Raw genomic sequence first — 13640 nt, forward strand, 5'->3', positions numbered from 1 at the left:
CTCAGCTAGCAAGACTTGTCACAGATAATTCTCGATTAGAGGGTCAAACTATATTCAAGAGAGGAACAGCATCGTCCTCTTCAAAAGCTTCCGGGGTTTTTGAAATGACGTTTATATAGATGATTCATACGGCGGCCCTGTGTCTCTATTTTGACAGATATGTAAAACAACCATAAAATAGTGACACTGACCCTCCATTAAGAAGGGGGGGTGCCGCCGTATTTTTTTTAAAAGGAAGGACCTAACTAATGGGGAAAATTAAGCAGTCACAGGTATATTTATTGTATGGAGAAGAATCCTATTTAATCCAAGAGAATAAGAATAAAATCATTCAGCAGACATTAAAAAAAGAAGATCAGGAATTTAATATCTCCCAATTTGATTTGGAGGAAATGCCAATTGAAGAATTGGTAACGGATGCGGAAACTTTTCCTTTTTTAGGTGAAAGAAAAATCGTGATTGGAGAACAGCCTGTATTTTTAAAAGCAAAGCCGGACAAGTTGTCATTTGAGCATGATGTGGATGCGCTTCTACAATATCTCCAGTCTCCCGCTGAATACACCACTTTAATTCTTGTGGCACCATATGAAAAAATAGATGAAAGAAAAAAAATATTCAAGGCTCTAAAGAAGCACGGAGAAATTATTCCATGTCAGCCTGTAAAAGAATGGGATGTTTCTAAGTGGGTGGATACAATTGCTAATGATTTACATATTTCTGTGCCTGAAAGTTTACACGAACTATTTGCTCAGGAAGTGGGAACCAACTTGTTAGCGCTGAGGTCTGAAATGGAAAAGCTTGCATTAAATGTAGGTGAAGGCGGTGTGGTAACAAGAGAACTTGCCGAGCAACTGCTTTCTCACAGTGCGGAAGCTTCTGGCTTAAAATTAGTGGATGCTGTCATGGAAAGAGATTTAGGAAGGGCCATTCGTTTATTTAAGGATTTAGAAAAACTGAACGAAGAACCTATTGCTCTTACAGCACTTCTGGCTTCTCAATTCCGCATTATTAGCCAGGCTAAGGTCTTAAAACAAAAAGGCTATGCGCAAAATCAAATGAGAAATTATATAAAAGCCCATCCATTTGTTATAAAAATGGCACTCAAAAGAGAGAGATACTTTACACTAGAAGAGCTGAACGATATTATGACGGAACTTGCTCAGACAGATCACGCCTTAAAACAAGGGAAGATGGAAAAATCTCTTGCATTTGAAATGATGCTTTATAAGCTGATCCATATCAAACAAAATCAGATGCAATCCTTATCTTAAAAAGAGCCTTCCGAAAACGGAAGGCTCTTTTTCATGAAAAAACGACCCATACACTGGAAGGATCGTTTGTTGGTCATAATTAACGAAAAAAGTATTATAATGCGTTTACTTTTTTAGATAGGCGAGATTTTGTACGGTTCCCATTATTTTTATGAAGGGCACCTCGTTGAACAGCTTTGTCAATTTTCTTAACAGCTGTACTAAGAGCATCTTTCGCACTATCTTTTTCATTACTAGAGACAAGTTTCTCTACACGTTTAACTGCTGTACGCATATCTGATTTAAAAGCTGCATTTAGGTAACGGGCTTCGTCGTTTATGCGTACGCGTTTTTTAGCTGATTTAATATTAGGCATGGTTTCACCTCCTAGGTAAAAACAAAAGACTCATTCATATCGAACAAGAGACATTTTACCAAAGCGGAGGCTTGTTTTCAATAGATTTATCCATTCTCCATGAAGATTTGCATAGTTTTTATGAGTATGGGAGAAGATGGGCATAAGGAGGCGGGTGTTTCATGGAAAATGAAAAAGAATACGTCATACGCACAGATTTGGCTCTTGAAGCTCAGGAAATGAATGTAAAGGATGACCCTGATTCGTCTGATCATGACGGGGTTAAGGTAGAAGAAAATGAAAAAGATGACATAAAAATTACGTACGTTACTGTAGATGATGAAGGAGCAGCCCGTATTGGAAAAAAAGCAGGTCACTACATCACGCTCGAATCACAAGCTATTAGGAAACAAGATACAGACCTTCAAGTAAATTTAGCCAAAACACTCTCAGGACAGCTACGTAAATTGCTACTGGACAGTGGTGTACAGGAAATGGATCGCTGCTTACTTGTAGGACTGGGGAATCACCAGGTAACCCCGGATGCTCTAGGACCGCTGGTTACGGAAAAAGTATTGGTGACCAGTCATTTATTTGAACTTCACCCTGAGACTGTAGCAGAAGGATACCGTCCAGTTTCGGCTGTGACGCCTGGCGTTATGGGAGTAACAGGAATCGAAACAAGTGATATGGTGAATGGGATAATTGAAGAGACGAAACCTGATTTTGTCATCGTCATCGATGCTCTAGCTTCTCGCTCTATAAGCCGTATTAATTCTACCATCCAGTTGTCAGACACAGGAATTCATCCCGGGTCTGGAGTAGGGAATAAACGGAAGGAAATCAGCAAAGAAACTTACGGAATTCCTGTTATTTCAATCGGTGTTCCGACCGTTGTAGATGCGGTAACGATAACAAGTGATACGATTGATTTTTTACTGAAACATTTTGGTAGAGAATGGAACGAAAAAGATCGTCCATCTAATGCATTATCTCCAGCTCTAAATCCTTTTGAAAGAAAAACATTAACGGAGGAAGATTACCCAAACGAAGAGCAGAGTAAAGCTGTCCTTGGAATGTTTGGTCAACTTGGAGAAGCTGAAAAAAAACAGCTGATCAAAGAAGTGCTTACTCCTCTTGGACATAATTTAATGGTAACACCAAAGGAAGTCGACGGTTTTATCAAGGACATGGCCCATGTGATCGCTTCAGGTATAAACGGAGCTCTTCATCCAGGTGTAGAGGATGGGGAAGCTCAGTCTTATTCCCGTTAATAAGGGATTGAATTAAATATAGAAGAGGGTTCTATTAAAATCCTCTCTCTCATACCATTTACTAGATAGAGTTTGGATGAGGAGAGGATTTTTCTTATGCCTAAGTACAAAAAATGGAAAAAGAAACGTCCCCATATCATAAGGTTATGGTCCAAATGGCTGGTCGCAGGGACGGCTGTATTGATTTTGTTGTTTATAGGCATAGGTTTGTTAACCGGTGCTAAGACAACTTACCGTCTGTATTCGGATACAATCCAAGAATGGACAACACAACTAAAAGGAAGCTCGTTTATTTACTTATTTGAAATGGAAAATCGAACATTTTCAGGAGCTCATCCTGATGAAAACCGTATTCCAGGCTTATCAACTTTAGCGTTCAAACTTTTGACAAGCTTAACGCCTAATGACCCAAGGAGTCTGCTTGGGCGCGAAATTCCTGGTCTCTCATTTTATAACAGTCAGATCATTATAGCCGGGGAAGGTACGAACTTTGCAACCCTTCCTATAGAGTCAGATCCCCCGCTGGACGTAGATCATAAGGGGGAGGAAGGGGACGTGGAGGAGAACCAGCAGGATTCACCTGAAGGCAATCAACCGATTAAAGAAAATCGTGTATTCATTTCCCATACTCATAACACAGAATCCTTTTACCCTCATTTGCCTGATCGTTCAACTTCTTATGATGGTAAAGTAAATATTACTCTTGTAGGTAAGCGGCTGGCAGAGAGCTTAGAAAACCAGGGAATAGGTGCAATGGTCGATCTTACTGATGTGGCTTCTATCTTAAAACAAAAAGGAATGAAACACTATCAGTCCTATGATGCGATGAGACCTGTAATTAAAGAAGCTATGAGCCAGAATGAATCGCTTCAATATTATTTTGATCTTCATCGGGACAGCCTTCCTAGAGAGAATACTACAGTCAACATCAATGGAAAAGAATATGCGCGCTTTATCTTTGTTATTGGAGCTGAACATAGTCAGTATGAACAAAATTTAAAATTCGCCTCTGATTTGCATAAGCTTTTGGAAAGTAAATATCCAGGAATTAGCCGGGGAGTTATTACGAAGAAAGGTTCTGGAGTAGATGGAATATATAATCAGGATCTCGATCCTAATCTAATCGTGGTAGAGTTCGGAGGAGTAGAAAATAACCTGGATGAATTGTATCGTTCTGCAGATGTAATGGCAGAGGTGTTCAGTGAATATTATTTTAATGCCGAAAAAGTATCGAACGATTCTTAAAAAGTAGTTATGGGGGGGAGGTGCATTATGAAGTGGCTGGTAGCTATTCTGTTAAGTGGAGCGTTGTTTGTGGCAGGATCTTTATATGGAATAGACAAGAGTCAGGAAAAAGAGATAGAACCGACCCCAATTGTTCAAGAAAAAGAACCGAAGAAATCGGCTGCCGTCGATCCATGCTCTCCCCCTGAAACCATAGAGGATATTCCGTTTATTGTAAAAGTTGCTGCAGGGATAGGGGAAGGAGTGGCTGCAAGCTTTAATGGAATTATTCTGGTACTGGCTGAGTTTATACACTCCAATCCGGGTTCGCCATAGAATCGATTCAGCTTAGACATTGAATAATCAAGCTCCTATTGCTATAATCAGGCTAGTTATGTGTGCCGAATTAAGTAGGAGTGATGTAAGTTGACTAGTCAATATAATCAGGATAGAGTCCGCAACTTTTCGATAATTGCCCATATTGATCATGGGAAATCAACGCTTGCTGACAGAATCCTTGAAAAAACAAAAGCATTAACGCAAAGAGAAATGAAGGAACAGTTTCTTGATGCGATGGATTTAGAAAGAGAAAGAGGCATTACCATTAAGTTGAATGCTGTCCAGCTTAACTATGAAGCTAACGATGGAGAGGACTATACTTTTCATTTAATTGATACACCAGGACATGTCGATTTTACATATGAGGTGTCCCGTAGCTTAGCTGCTTGTGAAGGTGCTATTCTAGTGGTTGATGCCGCTCAGGGTATCGAAGCCCAGACCCTGGCTAATGTTTATCTGGCTTTAGAGAATGAACTGGAAATTATTCCAGTTATTAATAAGATTGATCTTCCAGGAGCTGATCCTGACCGGATTAAGCAGGAGATAGAAGATGTGATTGGCATCGATGCGTCTGATGCTATTTTAGCCTCAGCAAAAGAAGGGGTAGGGATCGATGAAATTTTAGAACGTATCGTTTCCGACATCCCTGCACCTGCAGGAGAAGCTAAAGCTCCAACCAAGGGACTGATTTTTGATTCTCTTTATGATTCCTATAGAGGAGTTATTGCCTACACGTGTGTACGCGAGGGCTCTATTAAAGTCGGCGACAAGATTAAAATGATGGCAACAGGAAAAGAATTTGAAGTAAATGAGGTTGGGGTGTTCCGACCGACACCAACCCCTTTAAAACAATTACAGGTAGGTGATGTCGGTTATTTGACCGCTTCTATAAAAAATATTGGAGACTCGCGCGTAGGTGATACAATAACTTTAGCCAATAATCCTGCCAAAGAACCGCTTCCAGGTTACAAAAAAATGAATCCAATGGTTTTCTGCGGAATGTATCCGGTAGATGCTAATAAATACAATGATTTAAGAGATGCTCTTGAACGTCTTGAACTAAATGATTCCTCTTTGCAGTATGAAGCTGAGACTTCTCATGCTTTAGGCTTTGGTTTCCGCTGTGGTTTTCTTGGAATGCTTCATATGGAAATTATTCAGGAGCGGATAGAGCGCGAATATAAAATTGATCTCATTACTACAGCACCGAGTGTAATTTATAAAGTGAAACTTACGGACGGGGAAGAGAAAGAAGTCGATAACCCATCCATGATGCCGGATAATCAAACACTTGAAGAAGTACAGGAGCCCTTCGTAAAAGCAACCATTATGGTTCCTAATGATTATGTAGGTCCTGTCATGGAAATTTGTCAGCGGAAACGCGGAAATTTCATGGATATGCAGTATCTGGACGATAATCGAGTTAATATTGTATATGAAATTCCACTCTCAGAAATCGTTTATGATTTCTTTGATTCCCTGAAGTCTCAGACTAAAGGGTATGCTTCTTTCGATTACGAACTGATTGGATACCGTTCTTCTAATTTAGTTAAGATGGATATCCTGTTGAACGGAGATACGATTGATGCTTTATCGTTCATCGTTCACCGCGATTTTGCTTATGAACGTGGAAAACTGATTGCTGAAAAATTGAAGAACCTTATTCCCAGGCAGCAGTTTGAAGTCCCTGTTCAAGCAGCGATTGGAACTAAAGTTGTTGCCCGTACGACGATTAAAGCGATGCGTAAAAACGTACTCTCCAAATGTTACGGAGGCGACATTTCCCGTAAGCGTAAACTTCTTGAGAAACAAAAAGAAGGTAAAAAACGTATGAAAATGGTTGGTTCGGTAGAAGTTCCTCAAGAGGCCTTCATGTCCGTGCTGGATCTGAGTGAAGATTAATAAAATGAAGATAATGAATAAAGCCGCAGGAGTGAATCTCTTGCGGTTTTCCTTATGAAAGGTGGAACAACATCTATGAATATACCTTCCGCTTATATTCACATTCCTTTTTGCCAGCAGATTTGTCATTACTGTGACTTTACAAAGTTTTTTTATAACGAGAAACTCGCTGATGAATATTTGGAAGCGTTAGAAAAGGAAATACACACTTACGTACCTGGAGAAAAAGCTGTAGTAAAAACCATTTTTGTCGGTGGGGGGACTCCAACAGTTGTAACCCACAAACAGCTGAGAAAGCTCCTTGATATGATTCATAATCATTTTGATATAGCTGCATGTGAAGAATATACGTTTGAAGCAAATCCGGGAGATCTGGATTTGGAGAAAGTTCAAATGCTGAAAGATTATGGAGTGAACCGAATTTCCTTAGGTGTTCAGGTTTTCGATGATGACATGCTTGAAAAAATTGGTCGTGTCCATCGGGTGAAAGACGTGTACACCAATATTGATCGTCTCCTGCAAGTAGGGTTATCTAACGTAAGCATTGATCTCATGTATGCTCTTCCTGGGCAAAGTGTTAAAGATTTTGAAAAAACGATTGATGAGGCTCTTCAATTCGGTCTACCCCACTACTCCTCTTACTCGCTGCAAATTGAACCTAAGACGGTGTTTTACCAGCGTTATAATAAGGGAACTTTAGTGAAGCCCCCTGAAGAAGATGAAGCCCAAATGTATGAAATGCTTCAGGAGAAACTCGCGGCAAACGGTGTCCAGCAATATGAGATCAGTAATTTCGCAAAACCAGGGTTTGAAAGCAAGCATAACCTGACATACTGGAATAATGAATATTATTATGGAATCGGAGCCGGCTCACATGGATACCTTCCAGGCAAAAGAACGATTAATATACGTCCGCTACCCGCGTATGTGAAACAAGCAATGGAAAACGGGAAACCAGTTCTTCATGAGGAACCCATAGGTGTGAAAGAGCAAATGGAAGAGGAAATGTTTCTGGGCCTCAGAAAAACTTCCGGGGTTTCATTGACAAGATTTCGTGAAAAGTACAATCGTGACGCAGAAGAAGTGTTTGGAGAGGCGTTTCCATCTCTGAAAAAAAGAGGATTAATTGAGCAGCAAAGTGACAAAATTAACTTAACTCCTCGCGGACGGATTCTGGGAAATGAAGTATTTCAAGAATTTCTTATTGATGACTAAAAATTAAATGTTATCCGTTGACATCCTCAACCCCTTTTGATAATTTATTATTAGATTTAGCACTCACTTTATTCGAGTGCTAACAGAGGTGATCATCGATGTTAACTGAAAGACAATTGCTCATTTTGCAAGTGATTATTGATGATTTCATTCTGACTGCACAACCTGTGGGGTCGCGGTCAATTGCTAAAAAAGATGCTGTAACGTTTAGTTCAGCTACAATTAGAAATGAAATGGCAGACCTTGAAGAAATGGGATATATTGAAAAGACCCATTCTTCTTCTGGACGAGTTCCATCTGAGAAGGGGTACCGATTTTATGTGGATCACCTTCTTGCGCCTTTACGTCTGTCGAACAAAGAAATAATGACTATTAGGGAAGCCTTCGACGACAAGATGCTTGAATTTGAGAGAGTCGTGCAGAAATCTGCCGGTATTCTGTCAGATTTAACAAATTATACGTCTATTATTCTTGGTCCTGAAGTGTTTGAAACCAAATTAAAACAGCTCCAGATTGTTCCGTTGAATGATCAATCGGCGATTGCTATTCTGGTTACCAATACAGGCCACGTGGAACATAGAGCATTCAATGTTCCTGTGGAAATAAACCCTTCAAACCTTGAAAAAATGGTTAACATTTTGAACAATCGTCTTCAAGGTGTGCCCTTAGTGAAGCTGCATGAAAAGCTGCATACTGAAATTAGTGATTTGCTTAAGACCCATACGGATCAGCATGAACAGGCATTCTCTTACTTACAGGCTGCTCTTCTGGATGATCACAGCACTAAGCTTTATATTGGTGGTAAAACGAACATTCTGATGCAGCCTGAATTTAGGGACCTCGATAAGGTGCGGTCTTTATACGCTACGATCGAGCAGGAGAATGATATCGCAGACTTACTGCGTTCAGGTGAGGAAGGTATTAATGTACGAATAGGTCAGGAAAATCCTTTTGATGCGATGCAGAACTGCAGCCTGATCACAGCTAGTTATAAACTAAGCAATAACCAAATAGGTACTATTGCTTTGCTAGGTCCCACACGTATGGAGTACAACCGGATGTTTTCATTAATGAATGTTTTATCTAAACACATGACGGAAACGTTCAAAGGATGGTACTAACCTTTCATCATAAAGAGCGGTTTTTTATCCCATCGCTTCTTTATTGTATATTGCTTTTTCAGCATAAAAATTCATGTTATAGTCATTAACGGTGAATTGGAATTTAGGAGGTGGAAGTCGTGGAAGAAAGTAAGCAGCAGAATCAAGAAATTATTGATGAAACGAATGAAGAAAATCTAACAGCTGATGAAGAAGTAGTAGAGGAAAGCTCTGAATTGGAGCAGCTGCGTGAGGAAAAAGAAGAAGCGCAGAACCGTTTGCTTCGTCTTCAAGCTGATTATGATAATTTCCGACGCCGTACTCAGAAAGAAAGAGAAGCGGATCGGAAATATAAATCGCAAAGCTTAGTTGAAGAGTTAATTCCTGTAATGGATAACTTCGAAAGAGCTTTGCAGGTTGAAGTAGATGGAGATGCATCTCAGAAATTTGTTGAAGGAATCAAAATGGTATATCAACAATTCCACAGTGCTCTTGAGAAAGAGGGAGTGGAAGAGATTGCATCTCAAGGAGAAGAGTTTGATCCTCATCTCCACCAGGCCGTGATGCAAGTCGAAGATGAAAACTTCGGCTCCAACATTGTAGTAGAAGAACTGCAAAAAGGGTATCGGCTAAATGATCGGGTTATTCGCCCGGCTATGGTAAAAGTAAATCAGTAAATTAACATTGGATGTAGTAAGGTAAAGGAGGACACAAAACCATGGGTAAAATTATTGGAATTGATTTAGGTACAACAAACTCTTGTGTAGCTGTAATGGAAGGTGGAGAATCAAAAGTTATCCCTAATCCAGAGGGTAACCGTACGACTCCATCAGCCGTTGCTTTTAAAAATGGGGAGCGTCAAGTAGGGGAAGTAGCTAAGCGTCAAGCAATCACAAACCCTAACACAATTCTTTCCATTAAACGTTACATGGGTACAGATCACAAAGTAGAAGTAGAAGGAAAAGAGTACACTCCACAGGAAGTTTCTGCTATCATCCTTCAATACATCAAGAATTATGCAGAAGATTACCTGGGAGATACAGTAGATAAAGCAGTTATTACTGTACCTGCTTATTTCAATGATGCTGAACGTCAAGCTACGAAAGATGCTGGTAAAATTGCAGGTCTTGAGGTTGAGCGTATTATCAACGAACCTACAGCAGCAGCTCTCGCTTATGGTATCGATAAAGAAGATCAGGATCAGACAATTCTAGTCTATGACCTTGGCGGCGGTACGTTCGACGTATCTATTCTTGACATTGGCGAAGGTACTTTTGAAGTAGTAGCTACTGCCGGTGACAACCGTCTTGGTGGTGACGACTTTGACCAGGTTATCATTGATCACATGGTAGCTGAATTCAAGAAAGAAAATGGCATTGATCTATCTCAAGATAAAATGGCGAAACAGCGCTTGAAAGATGCTGCTGAAAAAGCTAAGAAAGACCTATCTGGTGTAGCGCAGACTCAGATTTCGCTTCCATTTATCACAGCTGGAGAGGCTGGACCGCTTCACCTTGAAATGAATCTAACACGTGCTAAATTCGAAGAACTTGCATCTGATCTAATTGAGCGTTCTATGAAGCCGACTCGTCAAGCTATGAAAGATGCTGGCATGAGCGCAAGCGACATTCATAAAGTACTTCTAGTAGGTGGTTCCACTCGTATTCCTGCAGTTCAGGAAGCGATCAAGAAAGAAGTAGGTAAAGACCCATCTAAAGGAGTAAACCCTGATGAAGTAGTGGCACTTGGTGCATCTATTCAAGGTGGAGTACTTCAAGGTGATGTGAAAGATGTTGTACTTCTAGATGTGACACCACTTTCTCTTGGTATTGAGACCATGGGTGGAGTTACGACTAAGCTTATTGAGCGTAATACAACGATCCCAACTAGCCATTCGCAAGTATTCTCTACAGCTGCTGATAACCAAACAGCGGTTGACATCCACGTCCTCCAGGGTGAACGTGAAATGGCACAGGACAACAAAACGCTTGGCCGTTTCCAACTAACTGATATTCCACCGGCTCCACGCGGTGTGCCTCAAATCGAAGTAAGCTTCGATATTGATGCAAACGGAATTGTTAATGTACGTGCTAAAGATATGGGTACAAACAAAGAGCAGTCCATTACGATTAAATCTTCTTCAGGTCTTTCTGATGAAGAAGTTGAAGATATGGTTCGTCAGGCTGAAGAAAATGCAGAAGAAGACAAGAAGAAACGTGAAGCAATTGAGCTTCGCAATGAAGCAGACCAGCTTATCTTCACCACAGATAAGACCATTAAAGATCTTGGTGAGCAAGTAAGCGAAGAAGAGAAACAAAAAGCTGAAACAGCTAAAGAAGAACTTCAGACCGCACTTGAAGGTGAAGACCAAGAGGCGATTAAAGAGAAGAAAGATGCTCTTCAAGAACAAGTTCAAGCTCTATCTGTGAAGCTTTACGAGCAGGCTCAGCAGCAAGCTGAAGCACAGCAAGGCCAAGAAGGCGGCGCTGATGAAGATGTTGTGGATGCTGATTATGAAGAAGTTAACGATGACGAGAACAAAAAATAATAATAGGTAAAAAAGAAAAGTCAAAGTCAGGATCTTCTTGACTTTGACTTTTTTTCACGTAGGGATGAACTCCATCCTGTTTGCTTCAACAAACCAGTCAATGTTAATATAAACGTTATGTAATAGTGTCCGGGAGAGTGATCGACAAGTGAGTAAACGCGATTATTATGAGGTGCTGGGTGTATCCCAGGATGCCTCTAAAGACGAAATTAAAAAAGCGTACCGAAAACTAGCAAGAAAGTATCATCCAGATGTTAGTGAAGAGGAAAATGCTTCCGAGAAATTCAAGGAAGCGAAAGAAGCGTACGAAACGTTAAGTGACCAGCAAAAACGTGCTCAGTACGATCAGTTTGGTCATCAGGATCCTAACCAAGGCTTTGGTGGTTTCGGAGGCGGTCAAGACTTTGGCGGCTTTGGAGATATTTTCGATATGTTCTTTGGCGGTGGTGGCCGTCAGCGTGATCCAAACGCTCCACGTAAGGGCGCTGACTTGCAATACACCATGACTCTACAATTCGAAGAAGCCATATTTGGTAAGAGCACTGATGTTGAAATTCCAGTTGAAGAAGCCTGCGATACTTGTGATGGTTCTGGTGCTAAACCTGGTACTACGCCAGACACGTGTCCACACTGTGAAGGCAGTGGGCAAATCAACCAGGAGCAGAACACACCGTTTGGCCGCGTAGTTAACCGCAGAGTATGTCATTACTGTCAGGGAAGCGGTAAAATTATTAAAGATAAATGTCAAACTTGCGGCGGCGATGGCCGGGTCACAAAACGTAATAAAATTCATATTGATATCCCGGCAGGTATCGATGAAGGTCATCAAATCCGTGTCCAAGGAAAAGGTGAGGCAGGAGTAAATGGGGGACCTGCAGGCGATCTGTTTGTAGTGATCCGCGTTCAGCCTCATGAGTTCTTCCAGCGCGATGGAGACCACATCTTTTGCGAGATTCCGCTGACTTTCGCTCAAGCCGCACTTGGTGATGAGATTGAAGTGCCAACAGTGCACGGAAAAGTCATGCTTAAGATTCCGGCAGGTACTCAAACGGGTAAAACATTCCGTCTGAAAGAAAAAGGTGCTCCAAATGTTCACGGGCGCGGTCAAGGAGATCAGCACGTGAAAATGAAAATTATCACACCGAAAAATCTTACAGAACGGCAAAAAGAACTGCTGCGTGAGTTTAATGATATTAGCGGAAACGACGCTACAGAAGAGCAGCACGGTAACTTTTTTGAACGTATGAAGCGCGCCTTTAAAGGTGACTGATAGAATAAAAAGGAGAGTGTCTGGAACGACAAACGGTTCACAGGGTTTTAAATCTGTAAGGTCCCGTAAATCGTTCAGACACTCTTTTTTTATATGAGATAAAATTCTATTTACTGTTATCAATTCTGGCGAATAACGTAGCCGAAGACAGAAAATCTAGCCTGCAGGTACTCGCATACTGGCAATAAAAAACTATAAAGTGAGTTGAGTCCAATGAAATGGTCTGAATTTTGTATTCATACAACTAACGAAGCGATCGAACCAATATCCAATATTTTACACGAATCAGGAGCAAGCGGAGTCGTAATTGAAGACCCCCAGGATATGATGAAAGGCCAGACTGACCTGGGAGAAATTTATGAATTGAACCCTGAAGATTATCCTGAAGAAGGAGTTTATGTTAAAGCTTATTTACCTATGAACAGCTTTCTAGGGGAGACGATTGAGGAAATTAAACAATCTATAAACAACCTCCACGAGTTTGGGATAGATGTGGGAAGAAATGTAGTAACACTTAGCGAGGTTCAGGAAGAGGACTGGGCGACAGCCTGGAAAAAGTATTACAAGCCGGTTAAGATCTCTGAGAGGATTACCATTATGCCGACGTGGGAAGATTATACTCCTGTTTCCAGTGATGAAATAATCATTGAAATGGATCCCGGTATGGCTTTCGGGACAGGTACTCATCCGACAACTGTTCTTAGTATTCAGGCTTTGGAACAGTATTTACAAAAAGACGATTTAGTATTGGATGTAGGGACAGGCTCCGGAATATTAAGTGTGGCCTCTGTTTTATTAGGGGCAAGCCACGTTCATGCGTTTGATATGGATGATATTGCAGTAAAAAGTACCATGATCAATGCCGAGTTGAATGGGGTTGAAAATCAAGTTTCCGCAAAACTTAATAATCTTCTTGAAGGAGTTGAACAGGAAGCGGATCTGATTGTTTCTAATATACTAGCTGAAATTATCGTTCGGTTTACAGATGATGCTTTTAAAGTCGTTAAGCCTGGAGGATATTTTATTACGTGCGGAATTATATCTGGTAAAAAGGAAATGGTGCTGGATCGTCTGAAAAGTTCCGGTTTTGATATTGTGGAGACAAATAAAATGGAAGACTGGATCAGTATTATTGCCAGAAAGCCAGAGTCAAGGTGATTTTG

Annotated in this window: 12 protein-coding genes; 11 read left to right on the forward strand and 1 reads right to left on the reverse strand. The window is 40.7% G+C overall.

Annotation, left to right across the window (positions count from 1 at the left end):
- Positions 1-248: 248 nt before the first annotated feature.
- Positions 249-1271: a DNA polymerase III subunit delta gene (gene holA, locus WAM07_RS12160; RefSeq protein ID WP_422167209.1), complete on the forward strand. Its 1023-nt coding sequence runs from the start codon at positions 249-251 to the stop codon at positions 1269-1271.
- 94 nt (positions 1272-1365) lie between these two features.
- Here holA and rpsT read toward each other — a convergent pair whose 3' ends face one another.
- Complete coding sequence (gene rpsT, locus WAM07_RS12165; protein WP_014643816.1) at positions 1366-1626, reverse strand: 30S ribosomal protein S20; 261 nt, start codon at positions 1624-1626, stop codon at positions 1366-1368.
- A 161-nt stretch (positions 1627-1787) separates the two neighbouring features.
- Between rpsT and gpr the strand changes: the two genes are divergently transcribed.
- The 10 genes from gpr (at position 1788) to prmA (ending at position 13635) form a co-directional block, all read left to right on the forward strand.
- A complete protein-coding gene (gene gpr, locus WAM07_RS12170) occupies positions 1788-2879 on the forward strand; it encodes a GPR endopeptidase (RefSeq protein ID WP_422167211.1) in 1092 nt (363 codons plus the stop codon).
- Positions 2880-2975: 96 nt separating this feature from the next.
- Positions 2976-4124: a stage II sporulation protein P gene (gene spoIIP, locus WAM07_RS12175; protein WP_422167213.1), complete on the forward strand. Its 1149-nt coding sequence runs from the start codon at positions 2976-2978 to the stop codon at positions 4122-4124.
- 27 nt (positions 4125-4151) lie between these two features.
- The gene (locus WAM07_RS12180; protein ID WP_422167214.1) at positions 4152-4439 is read left to right on the forward strand and encodes a hypothetical protein; all 288 of its coding nucleotides are present in this window, start codon (positions 4152-4154) and stop codon (positions 4437-4439) included.
- A 90-nt stretch (positions 4440-4529) separates the two neighbouring features.
- Positions 4530-6344 carry a translation elongation factor 4 gene (gene lepA / locus WAM07_RS12185; protein ID WP_422167216.1) on the forward strand — a complete coding sequence of 605 codons (1815 nt, stop codon included), beginning with the start codon at positions 4530-4532 and terminating at the stop codon, positions 6342-6344.
- Between the two features lie 75 nt (positions 6345-6419).
- Entirely contained in the window at positions 6420-7559 is a 1140-nt protein-coding gene (gene hemW / locus WAM07_RS12190) for a radical SAM family heme chaperone HemW (RefSeq protein WP_422167218.1), read from the forward strand.
- A gap of 98 nt (positions 7560-7657) precedes the next feature.
- The gene (gene hrcA, locus WAM07_RS12195; RefSeq protein ID WP_422167220.1) at positions 7658-8680 is read left to right on the forward strand and encodes a heat-inducible transcriptional repressor HrcA; all 1023 of its coding nucleotides are present in this window, start codon (positions 7658-7660) and stop codon (positions 8678-8680) included.
- A gap of 119 nt (positions 8681-8799) precedes the next feature.
- Positions 8800-9336, forward strand: a complete 537-nt coding sequence (gene grpE, locus WAM07_RS12200; RefSeq protein ID WP_422167222.1) for a nucleotide exchange factor GrpE — start codon at positions 8800-8802, stop codon at positions 9334-9336.
- 41 nt (positions 9337-9377) lie between these two features.
- Complete coding sequence (gene dnaK, locus WAM07_RS12205) at positions 9378-11207, forward strand: molecular chaperone DnaK (protein ID WP_089749070.1); 1830 nt, start codon at positions 9378-9380, stop codon at positions 11205-11207.
- Between the two features lie 148 nt (positions 11208-11355).
- The gene (gene dnaJ, locus WAM07_RS12210) at positions 11356-12477 is read left to right on the forward strand and encodes a molecular chaperone DnaJ (protein ID WP_224892825.1); all 1122 of its coding nucleotides are present in this window, start codon (positions 11356-11358) and stop codon (positions 12475-12477) included.
- A 213-nt stretch (positions 12478-12690) separates the two neighbouring features.
- Complete coding sequence (prmA, locus tag WAM07_RS12215; protein WP_422167224.1) at positions 12691-13635, forward strand: 50S ribosomal protein L11 methyltransferase; 945 nt, start codon at positions 12691-12693, stop codon at positions 13633-13635.
- The last annotated feature ends 5 nt before the right edge of the window (positions 13636-13640 follow it).

This window comes from Halobacillus sp. (genome assembly GCF_049282395.1).
Taxonomy (GTDB): domain Bacteria; phylum Bacillota; class Bacilli; order Bacillales; family Halobacillaceae; genus Halobacillus.